Source organism: Herbaspirillum sp. Her2 (assembly GCF_057961375.1).
On record NZ_CM176331.1, the window covers coordinates 1,417,806 to 1,433,481 of the forward strand.

The following is a 15,676-nucleotide window of genomic DNA, read 5'->3' on the forward strand; positions in this document are numbered from 1 at the left end:
CAGTACCAGGAAAGAACCTCACCATGAAAACCGATCCCGAATCGCACAAGCGCATGACCCAGCGTCACAAGGAGGGCTTCGAAAAGAAGAAGGCCGCCGCCCAGAAGGAAAAGGGTCTGCTGATCGTCAACACCGGTACCGGCAAGGGCAAGTCCAGTGCCGCCTTCGGCATGGGCATGCGCATCCTCGGCCACGGCATGAAGCTGGGCGTGGTGCAGTTCATCAAGGGCGCGCTCTACAGCGCCGAGCGCGACTTCCTGGGCGGGCACGCCAACTGTGACTTCCACGTCGTCGGCGAAGGCTACACCTGGGATACCCAGGACCGCGACGCCGACATGCGCACCGCCGCGCGCGGCTGGGACGAGGCCGTGCGCATGATCGGGGATCCGAGCTACGACATGGTGATCCTGGATGAACTCAACATCGTCCTGAAATACCAGTACCTCGATCTGGAGGAAGTGCTGAGTGTCTTCGCGGCACGCCGCGAGATGCTGCACATCGTCGTCACCGGCCGCCATGCGCCGGAGGCCTTGATTGAACAGGCCGACCTGGTCAGCGAGATGCGCCCGCTGAAACATCCCTACAAGGAGCAGGGGGTGAAGGCGCAGAAAGGCGTGGAGTTCTGATGTCTGCCCCGCAATATCGTTGCCCGGCCCTGTTCATCTCGGCCCCGGCCTCGGGCCACGGCAAGACCACCATCACCGCCGCCCTGGCACGCCTGTACCGGCACCAGGGCAAGCGGGTGCGGGTGTTCAAGACCGGACCGGATTTCCTCGATCCGATGGTGTTGCAGCAGGCCAGCGGCCAGCCGGTGGCCAACCTCGACCTGTGGCTGGGCGGGGAGGATCACTGCCGCCGCCAGGTGGCACTGGCCGCCGCCGAATCCGATGTATTGCTGGTGGAAGGCGTGATGGGCCTCTTCGATGGCGAGCCCAGCAGTGCCGATCTGGCGCAGTTGCTGGGCATTCCCATCGTGGCCGTCATCAATGCGCGCGGTATGGGCCAGACCATCGGCGCGCTGGCGCAAGGCTTGCTGGCCTATCGTCCCGAGCTCAAGTTCGCGGGGGTGCTGGCCAATGGCGTGGCAAGTCCGCGCCATGCGCAGATGCTGCGCCAGGGCCTGCAGAATGCACGGCCTTCAGTGCCGCTGCTGACCGGCTTGCAGCGCGACATGCAATTCGCCTTGCCGGAGCGCCACCTGGGCCTGGTGGCTGCGCCCGAGATCGCCGATCTGGATGCGCGCCTGGATGCCGTGGCCGAAAGAATGTCCGCTACTTCACTGGCCAATCTGCCTCCGGAAGTGGACTTCGGCACGCCCCCGCCGGAACGCGCATTCCCGCGCCTGCTGGAGGGCAAGACCATCGCCGTGGCGCGCGATCTGGCGTTTTCCTTCATTTACCCCGCCAACCTCGATCTGCTGGCGCTCATGGGCGCCACCGTGACCTTCTTCTCGCCGCTGGCCGATGAAGCGGTCCCGGAGTGCGACGCGGTTTGGCTGCCGGGCGGTTATCCGGAACTGCACCTGCCAGCCCTGCAGGCCGCGCAACGTACCCAGTCCTGCCTGCGCGCGCATGCCGGGGCCGGCAAGCCGCTCTATGCGGAATGCGGCGGCATGCTGTTCCTGCTGGAGACGGTCATTGCCGGTGACGGCAGCAGCGGCCAGCTGTGCGGCATCCTGCCCGGCCAGGCCACGGTGCAGCCGCGCCTGCAGGGACTCGGTTACCAGACCTTGCAACTGAACCTGCCCGGCGCAGTCGGCGAGCATCTGCGCTGCCATACCTTCCACTATTCGCGTGCGGTGGTCGGGGCGGAATTCATCGCACGCGGCGAGCGTCTCTTTGATTCTTCCGAAGGGGAAGTGGTCTATCGCCGTGGCCAGGTCACCGCCAGCTATCTGCACGCCTATTTCCGTTCGGCGCCGCGCACGGTGGCGGCGCTGCTGGGAGGGGCGGCCTCATGAGCGAGGGCGTCTCTCACCGCTATCCGCAGGCGCAGATCGATGCGGTCTACCGTGTCATTCGCGAGCGGCGCGACATGCGCCATTTCCTGCCCGATGCGGTCGCGCCTGAACTGCTGGAACGCCTGCTGCAGGCGGCCCATCACGGTCCCAGTGTGGGCTTCATGCAGCCGTGGCGTTTCATTCGCATCCGCAGCCAGGCGCTGCGCCAGCAGATCCATGCCCTGGTGGAGCGGGAACGCATCGCCACTGCCCGCGCACTGGATCAGCGCGAAGACGAATTCATGCGACTGAAGGTGGAAGGCATCCGCGAGTGTGGCGAGGTGCTGGTCGCAGCCCTGATGGACCAGCGCGAGGCCCATATCTTCGGCCGCCGCACCCTGCCGCAGATGGACCTGGCTTCGCTGTCCTGCGCGCTGCAGAACATGTGGCTGGCCGCCCGTGCCGAAGGGCTGGGGATGGGTTGGGTGTCGCTCTTCGATCCGGTGGCACTGGCGCAATTGCTGCATCTGCCGGAAGGCGCCGAACCGGTGGCGGTGCTGTGCCTGGGCCACGTGCCCGCTTTCTATGACAAGCCCATGCTGGAGCAGGAGCAATGGGCGACCCGCCAACGTCTGCAGGACCTGGTCTTTGAAGACCGCTGGCCCGCGCAAGGAGCATCACAAGCATGACTTCCCCAATCTCAACCCGACATCGCAGCCTCATCTTCGGCGGCGCCCGCAGCGGCAAGAGTGCCCACGCGGAACGCCTGGCCCTGGCGGCGGCGCAGTCCGGTCCGCAGGAGATCGTCTATCTGGCCACCGCCAATCGCGCCGCCAGCCGCGACGATGCCGAGATGCAGGAACGCATCGCCCATCACCAGCGGCGCCGCCGCGCGCTGGGCGGCCACTGGAGCACCGTGGAAGAACCGCTGGCATTGGGTCAGGCGCTGCGCAGCCTGAGCCGGCCCGAGTCCGTGGTGCTGGTCGACTGTCTCACCGTCTGGCTGGCCAACCTGCTCTTCGCCGAGGGCGTGGACTATCCGGAGGTAGGGCCGATCACGCCGCCGCTGGCCTTTACGCAGCAGCGCGCGGATTTCCTGCGCGCCTTGCAGGACGCGCAGGGTAGCGTGATCCTGGTCTCCAATGAAGTGGGTATGGGCATCGTGCCGCAGGGGGCGATCTCGCGCTGGTTCGTCGATGAGGCAGGGCGCCTGAACCAGGCTGTAGCGGCCCTGTGCGAACGCGTGCAATGGGTGGCGGCCGGCCTGCCGCTGACCTTCAAGGACCATCCATGTTGAGCGGGCTGTCGTGGCCCGCGCTGGGCGCATTGATGGCGCTGGGCATCGCGCTGGACCTGCTGCTGGGCGAGGCGCGGCGCTGGCATCCGCTGGTCGGCTTCGGCAACCTGGCCAAGTGCATCGAGGGCAGGCTCAATCACGCTCCCGCGCTGCGTCTGCGCGGCGTGCTGGCCTGGTGCCTGGCGGTGTTGCCGCCGGTGCTGGCTTGCGCTTGGCTGCTCTCCGTATTGCCGGGATGGCTGGCCGCGCTGGCGCATGCGGCGCTGCTGTATTTCTGCATCGGCCTGCGCAGCCTGCGCGAACATACGCTGCCGATTGCGCAGGCGCTGGCGCAAGGCGATCTGCCACTGGCACGGCGGCTGACCTCGTACATCGTCAGCCGTGATACGCGTGAGTCCTGCGAGGGCGAGCTGGCCAAGGCGGGCGTTGAATCCCTGCTGGAGAATGGCAACGATGCCGTCTTCGGCACCTTGTTCTGGTTTCTGGTGGCGGGCGGTCCGGGGGCGTTGTTGTTCCGGCTGGCCAATACGCTGGATGCCATGTGGGGCTATCGCAATGCGCGTTTCCGGTATTTTGGCTGGTCTGCCGCCCGCATCGATGATGCCCTCAACTGGCTGCCCGCCCGCCTGACCGCGTTCTCCTACGCGTGGCTGGGCCAGCGCCGCCAGGCTTTGGATTGCTGGAAAGCACAGGCACCCGCATGGAGCAGCCCCAATGCCGGCCCCGTGATGGCTGCCGGAGCAGGCGCACTGGGCCTGGCCCTGGGCGGACCTGCCATCTACGACGGTGAAGTGGAAGAGCGCCCTCCGCTGGGACGCGGCCTGCCGCCGCAAGGGCCGGACATCGTGCGTGCCTGGCGTCTGGTGGCGATGAGCACGGCGCTGTGGGTGGCCGTGGTCTGTGCGCTGGCGCTGCTGAGTTTGGCTACCGGAATGGGAGCGCACCATGCTTGAACACGGCGGCAATCTCAACGACGCGGCACGCCATTATGGCCGTCCGCGCAGTGACTGGCTGGACCTCTCCACCGGCATCAATCCGCGTCCTTACCCGGCCCCTGCACCTGCGCCCGATGCATGGCATCGCCTGCCCGAGCCCTCGCACGCGCTGGAACAGGCCGCCTGCGCGTATTACGGCGCGCCCCGCCTGCTGGCCGTGGCGGGCACGCAAGCGGCGATACAGGCATTGCCGCAACTGCGCCTGCAACAGCAAGGCCGACCGGCACAGGTGGTGGTCGCGGCCCCCATCTATGCCGAACACGCCCACTGCTGGCGGCGTGCAGGGCATGCCGTGCGGGAGGTGCCGTATGACGATCTGGATGAGGCGGTCCGTGAGTCGCGCTGCGAGGTGCTGGTGCTGTGCAATCCCAACAACCCGACCGGTGCCATGGCGGCACCGGAGGATGTATTACGCTGGTCGACGCTGCTGGCCGCACGCGGTGGCTGGCTGGTGGTGGATGAGGCTTTTGGCGACACCGTGCAGGGCCACAGCGTGGCCGCCCACAGCGACCAGCCTGGCCTGATCGTGCTGCGGTCGGTCGGCAAGTTTTTTGGCCTGGCCGGTTTGCGGCTGGGTTTCGTGGGGGCTGCGCCCGCCGTGCTGGAGGCGCTGGCCGACTGGCTCGGTCCCTGGTCCATCAGCGGCCCGGCGCAGCAGATCGGCAGCGCCGCGCTGTGTGATCGACCGTGGCAGGCGGCCACGTTGCGGACCTTGCTGGCCGAAGGCGAACGCCTGCATGCGCTGCTGGCGCAGCACGGCATCCGCGCCAGTGGTACGGCGCTGTTCCAGTGGTGGCCCGAGTCCAGGGCGCAGGCGTTTCATGAAGCGATGGCGCGTGCCGGCATCTGGGTGCGCCTCTTCACGCGCGGTGCCGGTGGCATCCGGCTCGGCCTGCCGCCGGATGAAGCGGGCTGGACGCGTCTGCAAGATGCCTTGAACACATGGAGCCAACGTGGCTGATTTTCCCTTTCACACCTTGATGATTCAGGGCACCACGTCGGATGCCGGCAAGAGCACCCTGGCCGCTGCGCTGTGTCGCCTGCTGAAGAAGGATGGCATCGGCGTCGCCCCCTTCAAGCCGCAGAACATGGCCCTGAACAGCGCCGTCACCAGGGATGGCGGCGAGATCGGACGGGCCCAGGCCCTGCAGGCCCAGGCCGCCGGCATCGCGCCCCACACCGATATGAATCCGGTGCTGCTGAAACCTTCCAGCGATACCGGCGCTCAGGTCATCGTGCATGGCAAGGTGCGCGCGGATATGAACGCCCGTGACTATCACCGCTACAAGACCGAAGCCATGCAGGCCGTGCTGCAATCCTACGAGCGCCTGCGCACGCAATATGCCTGCGTGATCGTGGAGGGCGCGGGCAGTCCGGCCGAGATCAACCTGCGCGCGCGTGACATCGCCAACATGGGCTTTGCGGAAGCGGTCGATTGTCCGGTCATCATCGTGGCCGACATCGACCGGGGCGGCGTCTTCGCCCATCTGACCGGCACGCTCGATTGCCTTTCCGAGAGTGAGCGCGAGCGCGTGATCGGCTTCGTCATCAATCGTTTTCGGGGCGATATCAGTCTCTTGCAGGGCGGCCTGGATTGGCTCGAAGCCCGCACCGGCAAGCCCGTGCTGGCGGTGCTGCCTTACCTGCACGGACTGCATCTCGATGCCGAGGATGCCGTGGCGGCCACGCAGGAAGTCAAGGGCGATTTCCGCATTGTGGTGCCGGTCTTTCCGCGCATCAGCAACCACACCGACTTTGACGCGCTGCGTGCCCATCCCGGTGTGGACCTGTGTTTCATCGGGCCGGGTCAGCCGGTGCCGCCCGCCGATCTCATCATCTTGCCCGGCAGCAAGAACACGCGCGGCGACCTGCGCTGGCTGCGGGAACATGGCTGGGACACGGCCATCGCACGGCACCTGCGCTATGGCGGCAAGCTCATCGGCATTTGTGGCGGCTTCCAGATGTTAGGGGAGAGCGTGGACGATCCGCATGGTGTGGAAGGTGCGCCCGGCAGCAGTGCCGGCCTCGGCTTGCTGCCCATGCGTACCGAACTGACGCGTGAGAAGAAACTGCTGCAGGTCAGCGGCCAGTGTGCCTTCGGAGAGACGGCTGCAACGGTCAGTGGCTACGAGATCCACATGGGCGTGTCCTCCGGCCCGGCGCTGGGGCGTCCTGCGTTCGTGATCGACGGGCGCGGCGAGGGTGCGCAATCGGAAGATGGTCAGATCCTGGGCAGCTACCTGCATGGCATGTTCGATACGCCGCAAGCCTTCGGTGCGCTGCTGGCCTGGGCCGGACTGGCGGGAACGGCGCCGGTGGATCTGGACGCGCTGCGCGAGGCCAGCCTGGAGCGTCTGGCCGAGTCCTGCCGGCCCTTGTATGACGCCCTGCAGCGGGTGCCGACGCGGTTTGCGCTGAAGTAATACGGCAGGCCAGACGCACGTCTGATTGCCTGGCGCTGCCGGAAGGGCGGCTTGCTAACGCAAGGTGTACATCAGGGTGCCATAGCCGGTCTGATCGTAACCACCACTGTTGGGTCCGTAGTCGCCGCCGCCTCCCTCTGGCCGCACCTTCTCGGCGAAGCGTTGCACGGCGGGCGCGGGCAGGCCTTTGAGCACCACATAGTGCTGGTACAGCAGTTCCCAGATCGGACGCAGTTCGCCACGGCCTGCGGGTGAGATGGTCTCCTGCGTCACGTCGCTGTTGTGATAAGGCGTGAAGGGAACGGTATCGCCCAGGTTGTAGCGCGCCACATATTCGGCACCGCGCAGCAGCCGGTTATTCTCGTAGCCGAACAGGTCATCACCCTGGTTCCAGGCCATCTGGCAGAACGCGCCGGCAAGGGCCAGGTCCAGCAGGCTGTGTCCCTGGTCGCGACCGCTTTCCTGGATCTGGCCAAGACCGTCGGGATAGAGCGTCCAGACCAGATTGTTGATGGCACCATTGCCGGCTCCCTGCTTGAAGTAGCGGACGGCTTCCTGGTAGAGATCGTGGCGATCGGCCAGGATCCCGATCGCCATCATCGAACTCATGTTGGCGAGGTCCCAGTTGGCCCAGTAGTGATCGATGCGGGCTCCATTGTGGCGGGTGAGGAAGTCGTGATTCATCGGGTAGAAGACCCGCAGCATCATGTCCTTGAACGCGTTGAAGCCGCCGCCCGGCCAATGTGGATAGTCGCGCAGGAGTTCTCCCGCGTTGGCCAGCTGGTAGCCATAGATGCCCGATGCCAAAAAACGGTCCGAACTGCCGTCGATGGCTTGCAAGGTGCTGGCCCATGCGTCAAGCAGGAGCGTCGCGCGCGCGGCATAGCGATCGTCGCCGCTGATTTTCCAGCGCAGGGCCAGGGCATAGGCTGCGGCCGCATCGTTGAAGAGGCGGCTGTAGTTTTCTGCATGTCCGGCTCCATCCTTGCCGCGATAGATCACGGGGACCGCCGCCGGCTGCCAGTCGAGGCCGGCGTGGCGGTTGCCGGTGAGGCGCTGCCAGCCTGCAGTCCAGGGCTGGTCCATGGCGGCCAGGCGGGTCTTGATCCGGGTGAAATCGGCGGTGGTGTGCAGGCCGCCCGGATGAACGAAGGCGCTGCCTTCGGCCAGCGCCAGCGGCGTGCATCCCGCGCACAGGCAAAGCAAGGCGGTACGCAGTGTGGTTCGGGTGGTCTGCAAGAAAATTGTCAGCATGGTGTGCGCGTGAAGGGGCGATAGTGGAGTGTCCTGCAAAGCCTGGCATCACTGAACCAGGCTCGTCCTCTGACTGCGTTACGTTGGCCGGGTTCAGCTCAGATCACAGACGTTTCACTTGCCTTGTCCTGTGAATGGTGGCCTGCCCCGGCGGCCCCGGTGTCACGGTGCGGCGTGTCAGCCAAAGAAAATCCCGGCCTTGCGGGCCGGGATGCGGTTGGGGGAGTGGCGGATAAGAATCAGGCGAGGGCTTCCTTGGCGGCTTCTTCCGGGGTGAGGCCATCGTAGTAGAGGTCAGTGAACCATTCGACCTGTTCCTCGATGTGCTCTTGTGCCTGGTCCAGCGTGGCACCGCCCTTGACCAGGAATTGCTCGACTTCGGTACACCATTGGATCAGGGCTTCGGTTTCCGGGTCCAGTTTCTCTTTCTTGGGCATGTTGACTCCTTTGCTTCGGTAATGATGGGCGTGAGTGCCCTGTGCAAGGATAGGCCAAACCGGCCATGCGTGCGCACTTTTATTGGGCCGGGTTCATTGCAGCAACTGGCTGCCGCTGCTGGTACCGCTGGCCGCCGCGATACTGCTGGCCAGCACCGCCGCCGCCGATCTCGTCTCCACCCCCAGCTTCACGAAGATATGTTCCAGGTGCTTGTTGACGGTACGCGGACTCATGCCGAGGATCTCGGCGATGTCGCGGTTGGTCTTGCCCTTGCCCAGCCAGAGCAGCACGTCGCTTTCGCGCGGCGTCAGGCGTGCGCCTTCCAGAGTGGCCGGCAGGACCATGAGCTCTTCGCCGCGATGCGCCGAGCCGGCTATCTTCTCCTCCAGCACCAGGCTCACGCCATGACCCTGGCCCGGACCGGAGAGGGTGATGTGCAGTTCATCCTGTTGCTGGCGCACGATCAACGGCGGTACGTGATCCAGGCTCTCGCCCTGGCGCTGCCGTACCAGCTGCTCGTTGAGCCAGACCTGCAAGGGCCCGGGCAGCTTGTGACTGGCCGGTGCCGCCGGACCATAGTATTTTTCCAGCCACTGTGAGGCCTTGCTGGTCTGCCACATTGGCAAGCCATTGCCGCCCAGAACGATCACTGCATTTGCCGCATGTTCCAGCATGCCGCGCGTCTGCGTCATCATGCGCGCAGTACGGATATGCGCACCAATGCGCGCCACTACCTCCTGCGGACGGATCGGCTTGGTCACGTAGTCGATGCCGCCGACCTCGAAGCCGCGCACCACGTGCTCGGTCTCCGACAGGCCCGTCATGAACACCACCGGGACATGCGCCACGCGCTTGACCTGCTTGATGCGGCGACAGGTCTCGAAGCCATCGATGCCGGGCATCATCGCATCCAGCAGGATCAGGTCGGGCGTGATGTGATCCAGCCGCTCCAGCGCCGCCAGGCCGTCGGTGGCGACCAGCACGATGTGGCCGCTCTCATCGAGCGCGTCGGACAACATGGCCAGGTTGTCGGGCATGTCATCGACGATCAGTACCACGTGTCTATCGAACGTCGTTGAGATCATGTCGGATCAGCTCCTTGATGCGGGTGACGTATTCGTTCAGTCGGAATTGCTTGACCAGCTGCCGCAGCTCGGTGGTGAAGGGCAGGTAGGCCGGCTGCTGGCGCTCCATGGCGTCGAGCTGGCGCAGGATTTCCTTGGCGTAGCCGATGCTGCCCAGTTCCAGCAGGGTGGCCAGCTTGTCTTGCGGTGGCACCAGCATCAGGGCCTGTGGCGCCGCAGGTGTCGGCGGCACTTCTGCCGGCACAGCAGGAAGGATGCTCGCCACCCAATCCAGTTGCAGATGCTGGCGGATCTTGCCCAGCAATTCGTGATACGAGACCGGCTTGACTACGAAGTCATTGACCAGCGGCGGTTCGTTGCGCTCATGCAGGTTCTCGAAGGCATTGGCCGAGACCAGCAGGATGGGCAGCTGCGTGAGCCCGCGTGCGCGGATGGCGCGGGCCACCGTCCAGCCATCCATCTGCGGCATGGCGATATCCAGCAGGATCAGGTCCGGGACTTCGCGTCCCAGACGCTCCATGCAGGCCAGTCCGCTGTCGGCTTCGCTCACCACGAATCCCAGGGGCATGAGCATGTCCCTGAGCAGGCGACGTTGCGAGGCCTGGTCGTCCACCACCAGGATGTGGCGAGAAGGACCCGTGTAGCCCGACATCTGGTCTTCCAGCTTGATGCGCGGGCGCGGGACGTGTATTTCAGGCAGGTAGATCTTGAGATGGAAACTGCTGCCGTGGCCGACCCTGCTCTGCACGCTCAGTTCGCCGCCCATGATGTGCACCAGCATGCGGCTGATGGCCAAGCCCAGGCCGGTGCCGATGTCTTCGCGCAGATTGGCGGCGCTGCTGCGCTCGAAGGGCAGGAAGATGCGTTCCAGGTCCTCGTCGGCAATGCCGATGCCGCTGTCGATCACATCGAAATACGCGATCTCGCGGGCGTAGCGCAGCTTGAGCGTGACGCCGCCGTGATCGGTGAATTTCACCGCATTGCCCAGCAGGTTGATGAGGATCTGGCGCAGCCGCTTCTGGTCCGCGTGCACGATCTGCGGCAGGCGTCCGGATTTCTCGAAGCGGAAGTGCAGGCCCTTCTGTTCGGCCTGTGGCGCGAACATGCCGACGATCTGTTCCAGGAAGGCTTCCAGCGCCAGCTCGTCCGAGGCCAGCCGCATCTTGCCGGCTTCGATCTTGGCGATGTCGAGCAGGCCATCGATGAGGCTCAGCAAATGTTCTCCACTGCGGCGGATGATGGCGATGGCTTCCTTGCGGGCCGGCGGGATGGTGGCGTCCACGTGCAGGATCTGTGCATAGCCGAGGATGCTGTTCAAGGGCGTGCGCAGTTCGTGGCTCATGCCGGCCACGAAGCGGCTCTTGGCCAGGTTGGCCGATTCGGCGGCTTCCTTGGCGCGCTGCAGTTCGGCATCGGTCTGCTTGTGGGCTTCGATTTCCTGCAGCAGCAGGTTGGTCTGGCGCTCCGATTCTTCCTGGGCCACGGCGCGGCTTTCATTGGTGAGCACCAGCCACCAGGCACCGACGCCAACCACTACCAGCAGCAGGCAGAACAGCTTGATGAAGACGCCCCGCAACGAATCCGGTGCAGATAAGCTCAGCCCGGAGAGATCGGCCATCTGCTGGAAATACAGCATCCACAACACGATGGCCAGCCCGCCTGCCAGCAGCCCGAAGACACTCAGGTAATGCCCGATACGCGTATTGAGCTTGAGTGCGAAGCGCGCAGGGATCAGCTGGCGCAGCGTATGAAGAATCTGGTTGGGCAGGCGTGCGCGGGGCGTCTTGCAGCGGTCCTTGCAGCGTGCATCGAGTGAACAGCACAGCGAACAGATGGCCCCCTGGTAGGCTGGACAATGCGCCATGTCCGGCGTCTCGAACGCATTGCCACAGATCACGCAATCCAGTACCGAGTGCGCCTGTCCGGGTGTGACGGGCCGATAGTTCTGCTCGCACAGCGTATCGCGCCGCGCGATGTAGTAGCGGCTGCCGGTGGCCAGCGCGATCAGCGGCGCCGTCACCAGCGCCGTCCCCAATGCGATGAAGGGGGCCATCGCGGCAATGGTCTTGCCCATCACGCCCGACATGGCCAGTGTGGAGAGCAGGGTGGCAATCACCATTGAACCGACACCAACGGGATTCACGTCATACAGGTGAGCGCGCTTGAATTCAATGTGCGCCGGGCTCAGGCGCAGCGGCTTGTTGATGACCAGATCGGCCACCACGGCCCCGATCCAGGAGATGGCCACCAGGCTGTAGAGCGCCAGCACGTGTTCCAGCGCATTGAACACCCCCAGCTCCATGAGCAGCACCGCGATCAGCACGTTGAAGACCAGCCACACCACGCGCCCCGGATGGCTGTGCGTGAGGCGCGCAAAGAAGTTGGACCAGGCCAGCGAGCCGGCATAGGCGTTGGTGACATTGATCTTGATCTGCGACACCACCACGAACAGCACCACCGCCCCCAGCGCAAAGGCCGGATTGCCGAACACGTACTGATAGCCGATCAGGTACATTTGGGTCGGTTCCACGGCACGTGCCATCGGCACTTCATGCTGGATGGCGAGGAATGCCAGCAGCGTGCCGCCCAGCATCTTGGCCCCGCCCAGCAGGATCCAGCCGGGTCCGGCCAGCAGCAGGGCACTCCACCAGCGGCCGCGATTGGCGGCGGTCTTCTGCGGCAGGAAGCGCAGGAAGTCCACCTGTTCGCCCACTTGCGCAATGAGCGAGAAGGCCACCGTGGCGGCAGCGCCGAAGAGCGTGAGGTTGAAGGAGCTGCCTTCTTCGGCACGGCCCGCGAAGCTCATCAGGTTCGACAGTGCCTCCGGTTCCTTGTACAGCACGCAGGCATAGGGCAGCACCAGCAGCACCAGCCACAGGGGCTGGGTCCACATCTGCAGGCGATTGATGAGGGTGATGCCGTAGGCCACCATGGGGATGATGATGAGCGAACAGAGCACATAGCCATACACCAGCGGGAGGCCGAAATAGATCTCGATGGCCTGCGCCATGATCGCCGCTTCCAGCGCGAAGAAGATGAAGGTGAAGCTGGCATAGATCAGCGAGGTGATGGTCGAGCCGATGTAGCCGAAGCCGGCGCCGCGCGTGAGCAGGTCCATGTCCACCCCGTAGCGCGCCGCGTAATAGCTGATGGGCAGGCCGGTCGCGAAGAACAGCACCATCACGCAGATGATGGCCCAGAAGGCATTGGTGAAGCCATAGCTCAGGGTGATGGCCCCGCTGATGGCTTCCAGCGCCAGGAAGGAGGTGGCCCCCAGCGCCGTGTTGGCCAGGCGAAATTCGGACCAGCGGCGAAAGGACAGCGGCGTGTAGCGCAGCGCGTAGTCTTCCAGCGTCTCGTTGGCGACCCAGGTGTTGTAGTCGCGCCTGACCTTGACGATGCGTTGTGTGGCGGGATGGGTCACGTTGGCTCTTGGTGGGGTCGGGGGTTCCGGTGGCTCATGTCCGTCAGCATTCTGTCAGTGTGCTGCAGCGCAGACGGGCTGCCTGGCTCGTGTTTATGTCCAAGCAATTTTCAAACCATTCGGGGCAAGAGGGCATACGTCAAATGACGTAGATGCCTGTCTGCATGACATGAGAATTCACCAAGAAAAGGCAGCCGGCATGAACGCCGTCGCCGCATCCCGACGCCCCGCACGCAAAGTGCGCACCAACAGCAGGCAAGCCATGAGCAAAAGCTGTGCAGGCCGGCAGGCCGCACCAGCAGGGGGCTTACGTCAAACAACGTATTGTTGCGCTGCACCTGCGAACCTATTCTGCGCCTCAGAACGAAGCGCCGGAATCGTGTGATGGAAGGGGTTTCCCGAGCTGCGCCACTGCCGGGGCAGTGACTTGTCCGGTCTTCGTTTCACCGCTTGCATGACGCCACGATGGCCCAGACCGAGTCCAACAACAACGCCCGAAAGGAGTACCGCATGTCGCATTCCTCGTCTTCCAATCCTCCCTCGCTCCCGCGCCGCAAGATCCTCATGGGCCTGGCCGCCGGGGCGGCAGCAGCGGCCCTGCCGGGCATGGCCTCGGCCCAGCAGTATCCGACCGCCAAGGTCAACACCACCAAGCTGGCCATCACCGACACTGAAGTCACGGTCGGCCAGCTGCACTCGGCCACCGGCACCATGGCCATCAGCGAAACCGGTTCGATCCAGGCCGAGCGCCTGGCCATCGACCAGATCAATGCCATGGGCGGCATCCTCGGCCGCAAGATCAAGATCATCCAGGAAGACGGTGCCAGCGACTGGCCTACCTTCGCCGAAAAGGCCAAGAAGCTGCTGGAAAACGACCGCGTGGCCGCCGTCTTCGGCTGCTGGACGTCGGCCTCCCGCAAGGCCGTGCTGCCGGTGTTCGAGAAGGACAACGGCCTGCTGTATTACCCGACCTTCTATGAAGGCCTGGAGCAATCCAAGAACGTGTTCTATACCGGGCAGGAGGCGACGCAACAGGTGCTGGCAGGCCTGAACTGGGTGGCCAAGGAAAAGAAGGCCAAGACCTTCTTCCTGGTCGGCTCGGACTACATCTGGCCGCGTACTTCCAACAAGATCGCCCGCAAGCACATCGAGAACGTGCTCAAGGGTTCGGTGGTGGGCGAGGAATACTACCCGCTGGGCAACACGCAATTCGGTTCGCTCATCAACAAGATCAAGTTGAAAAAGCCCGACGTGATCTTTGCCGACGTGGTCGGTGGCTCCAACGTCGCTTTCTACAAGCAGTTGAAGGCCGCGGGCGTCACCGCCAAGACCCAGAACCTGCTGACCATCTCGGTGACCGAGGATGAAATGCTGGGCATCGGCGGCGAGAACGTGGAAGGCTTCTTTGCCTCGATGAAGTATTTCCAGAGTCTCGACAACGCCAACAACAAGAAATTCGTGGCCGAATTCAAGGCCAAGTTCGGTGCCAATTCGGTCATCGGCGACGTCACCCAAGCAGCCTATCTTGGCCCCTGGCTGTGGAAGGCTGCCGTGGAAAAGGCCGGCAGCTTCGATGTCGACAAGGTGGTGGCCGCTTCGCCCGGCATCGAACTCAAGACCGCGCCCGAAGGCTACGTCAAGGTCCACGAAAACCATCACCTGTGGAGCAAGACCCGCATCGGCGAGGCGCAGAAGGATGGCCAATTCAAGGTGGTCTACGAGTCCGAGCTGATCGAGCCGAATCCCTTCCCCAAGGGCTACCAGTAAGGCGGTCCGGCCGGTGCCGCACCGGCCCTTCGTGCAGCAAAGCGGCGGCGTCTGTAGTGACATGCGGGCGCTGCCGCCCATTTCTCCAATCGGCAACTCTGCCCCGTCGGGAGTCATCATGGTTTCTCTATCCGAATTCGGCGCCATCTTCGCCATGCAGGGCTTCAATGGCCTCTCGGTTTTCTGCGTGCTGCTGCTGATGGCGCTGGGCCTGGCCATCATCTTCGGGCAGATGGGCGTGATCAACATGGCCCACGGTGAATTCCTCACCATCGGCGCCTACATCACCTACCTGCTGTCGCACCTGACCACCACCTATGCGCCGGCCTTGCAGCCGTTCTATTTCTTCGTGGCCATCGTGCTGTCCTTCGCCGTGGCCTATGGCGTGGGTTATCTCACCGAGCTGCTGCTCATCAGCCGCCTCTACAAGCGTCCGCTCGATACTTTGCTGGCGACCTGGGGCCTGTCGCTGGCGATGCAGCAGACCTTCCGTTCCATCTTCGGCGCCAAGGAAGTCAGCGCCACCTTGCCGGACTGGCTCATGGGTTCCTTCAAGCCGACCGATGCCATCGACATCCCCTTGAACGGTCTCTTCATGATGGGCCTCACGGTGCTGCTCACCGGTGCCATCTTCGTATTGCTGTTCCGTTCACGCTGGGGCTTGCAGGTGCGGGCAACCATGCAGAACCGTGTCATGAGCGGGGCCGTGGGCATCAATACCCGCAAGGTCGACCGCACCACCTTTGCACTCGGTTGCGGGGTCGCCGGCGTGGCCGGTGCGGCTTTCACGACCATCGGCTCCACCGGCCCGACCAGCGGATCGCTCTACATCGTCGATACCTTCCTGGTGGTGGTCTTCGGTGGCGCGCAAAGCCTCATCGGCACCATCGCCTCGGCCTTCTCGATTGCACAGACGCAGTCCACGGCGGAATTCTTCCTGACCGGTTCCATGGCCAAGGTGCTGACCTTGTCGGCGGTGATCCTGATCCTGATGTTGCGTCCGCAAGGGCTGTTCTCGGCGAAGGTGCGCAAATGAATCTGAAAGATGGCCACT

At 64.4% G+C, this 15,676-nt stretch carries 13 protein-coding genes; 9 read left to right on the plus strand and 4 right to left on the minus strand.

From position 1 onward, the window contains the following. Nucleotides 1-23 precede the first annotated feature (23 nt). From cobO to ACWHXP_RS06525, 7 genes are read left to right on the plus strand one after another with little or no spacing between them, the layout of a single operon-like run. On the plus strand, nucleotides 24-626 hold the full coding sequence (gene cobO / locus ACWHXP_RS06495) for a cob(I)yrinic acid a,c-diamide adenosyltransferase (protein WP_489623043.1): 603 nt from the start codon (nucleotides 24-26) through the stop codon (nucleotides 624-626). Then, nucleotides 626-1,960 (plus strand): cobyrinic acid a,c-diamide synthase CobB, encoded by a 1,335-nt coding sequence (locus tag ACWHXP_RS06500; protein WP_489634205.1) that lies wholly within the window; start codon nucleotides 626-628, stop codon nucleotides 1,958-1,960. Before cobO ends, ACWHXP_RS06500 begins: the two co-directional genes overlap by 1 nt. Then, entirely contained in the window at nucleotides 1,957-2,628 is a 672-nt protein-coding gene (gene bluB, locus ACWHXP_RS06505; protein ID WP_489623042.1) for a 5,6-dimethylbenzimidazole synthase, read from the plus strand. The genes ACWHXP_RS06500 and bluB overlap by 4 nt, the downstream gene beginning before the upstream one ends. Beyond that, nucleotides 2,625-3,236, plus strand: a complete 612-nt coding sequence (cobU, locus tag ACWHXP_RS06510) for a bifunctional adenosylcobinamide kinase/adenosylcobinamide-phosphate guanylyltransferase (protein WP_489634204.1) — start codon at nucleotides 2,625-2,627, stop codon at nucleotides 3,234-3,236. Before bluB ends, cobU begins: the two co-directional genes overlap by 4 nt. Then, a complete protein-coding gene (gene cbiB / locus ACWHXP_RS06515) occupies nucleotides 3,230-4,189 on the plus strand; it encodes an adenosylcobinamide-phosphate synthase CbiB (protein ID WP_489634203.1) in 960 nt (319 codons plus the stop codon). The genes cobU and cbiB overlap by 7 nt, the downstream gene beginning before the upstream one ends. After that, nucleotides 4,182-5,192, plus strand: a complete 1,011-nt coding sequence (gene cobD, locus ACWHXP_RS06520) for a threonine-phosphate decarboxylase CobD (protein WP_489634202.1) — start codon at nucleotides 4,182-4,184, stop codon at nucleotides 5,190-5,192. The genes cbiB and cobD overlap by 8 nt, the downstream gene beginning before the upstream one ends. Further along, nucleotides 5,185-6,654, plus strand: a complete 1,470-nt coding sequence (locus tag ACWHXP_RS06525; RefSeq protein ID WP_489634201.1) for a cobyric acid synthase — start codon at nucleotides 5,185-5,187, stop codon at nucleotides 6,652-6,654. The genes cobD and ACWHXP_RS06525 overlap by 8 nt, the downstream gene beginning before the upstream one ends. A 54-nt stretch (nucleotides 6,655-6,708) precedes the next feature. Here ACWHXP_RS06525 and ACWHXP_RS06530 read toward each other — a convergent pair whose 3' ends face one another. The 4 genes from ACWHXP_RS06530 to ACWHXP_RS06545 all read right to left on the minus strand — a co-directional run bounded on the left by ACWHXP_RS06530 (nucleotide 6,709) and on the right by ACWHXP_RS06545 (nucleotide 12,855). Continuing rightward, nucleotides 6,709-7,908 (minus strand): alginate lyase family protein, encoded by a 1,200-nt coding sequence (locus ACWHXP_RS06530; RefSeq protein ID WP_489634200.1) that lies wholly within the window; start codon nucleotides 7,906-7,908, stop codon nucleotides 6,709-6,711. A 239-nt stretch (nucleotides 7,909-8,147) separates the two neighbouring features. Then, complete coding sequence (locus ACWHXP_RS06535; protein WP_008329502.1) at nucleotides 8,148-8,345, minus strand: hypothetical protein; 198 nt, start codon at nucleotides 8,343-8,345, stop codon at nucleotides 8,148-8,150. 93 nt (nucleotides 8,346-8,438) lie between these two features. Further along, the gene (locus ACWHXP_RS06540; protein ID WP_489634199.1) at nucleotides 8,439-9,431 is read right to left on the minus strand and encodes a response regulator; all 993 of its coding nucleotides are present in this window, start codon (nucleotides 9,429-9,431) and stop codon (nucleotides 8,439-8,441) included. Beyond that, nucleotides 9,409-12,855, minus strand: coding sequence for a hybrid sensor histidine kinase/response regulator (locus ACWHXP_RS06545; protein ID WP_489634198.1), 3,447 nt, complete (start codon nucleotides 12,853-12,855; stop codon nucleotides 9,409-9,411). Before ACWHXP_RS06545 ends, ACWHXP_RS06540 begins: the two co-directional genes overlap by 23 nt. Before the next feature lie 510 nt (nucleotides 12,856-13,365). Between ACWHXP_RS06545 and urtA the strand changes: the two genes are divergently transcribed. Together urtA and urtB are read left to right on the plus strand one after the other, a co-directional pair. Next, on the plus strand, nucleotides 13,366-14,622 hold the full coding sequence (urtA, locus tag ACWHXP_RS06550) for an urea ABC transporter substrate-binding protein (protein WP_039788032.1): 1,257 nt from the start codon (nucleotides 13,366-13,368) through the stop codon (nucleotides 14,620-14,622). A 118-nt stretch (nucleotides 14,623-14,740) separates the two neighbouring features. After that, a complete protein-coding gene (urtB, locus tag ACWHXP_RS06555) occupies nucleotides 14,741-15,658 on the plus strand; it encodes an urea ABC transporter permease subunit UrtB (protein ID WP_039787923.1) in 918 nt (305 codons plus the stop codon). Nucleotides 15,659-15,676 lie beyond the last annotated feature (18 nt).

What these genes read in the sequence shown, in the direction of transcription:
- cobO (WP_489623043.1), top strand. Translation starts at nt 24, where the DNA reads ATGAAAACCGATCCCGAATCGCACAAGCGCATGACCCAGCGTCACAAG.
- ACWHXP_RS06500 (WP_489634205.1), top strand. Translation starts at nt 626, where the DNA reads ATGTCTGCCCCGCAATATCGTTGCCCGGCCCTGTTCATCTCGGCCCCG.
- bluB (WP_489623042.1), top strand. Translation starts at nt 1,957, where the DNA reads ATGAGCGAGGGCGTCTCTCACCGCTATCCGCAGGCGCAGATCGATGCG.
- cobU (WP_489634204.1), top strand. Translation starts at nt 2,625, where the DNA reads ATGACTTCCCCAATCTCAACCCGACATCGCAGCCTCATCTTCGGCGGC.
- cbiB (WP_489634203.1), top strand. Translation starts at nt 3,230, where the DNA reads ATGTTGAGCGGGCTGTCGTGGCCCGCGCTGGGCGCATTGATGGCGCTG.
- cobD (WP_489634202.1), top strand. Translation starts at nt 4,182, where the DNA reads ATGCTTGAACACGGCGGCAATCTCAACGACGCGGCACGCCATTATGGC.
- ACWHXP_RS06530 (WP_489634200.1), bottom strand. Translation starts at nt 7,908, where the DNA reads ATGCTGACAATTTTCTTGCAGACCACCCGAACCACACTGCGTACCGCC.
- ACWHXP_RS06535 (WP_008329502.1), bottom strand. Translation starts at nt 8,345, where the DNA reads ATGCCCAAGAAAGAGAAACTGGACCCGGAAACCGAAGCCCTGATCCAA.
- ACWHXP_RS06540 (WP_489634199.1), bottom strand. Translation starts at nt 9,431, where the DNA reads ATGATCTCAACGACGTTCGATAGACACGTGGTACTGATCGTCGATGAC.
- urtA (WP_039788032.1), top strand. Translation starts at nt 13,366, where the DNA reads ATGTCGCATTCCTCGTCTTCCAATCCTCCCTCGCTCCCGCGCCGCAAG.
- urtB (WP_039787923.1), top strand. Translation starts at nt 14,741, where the DNA reads ATGGTTTCTCTATCCGAATTCGGCGCCATCTTCGCCATGCAGGGCTTC.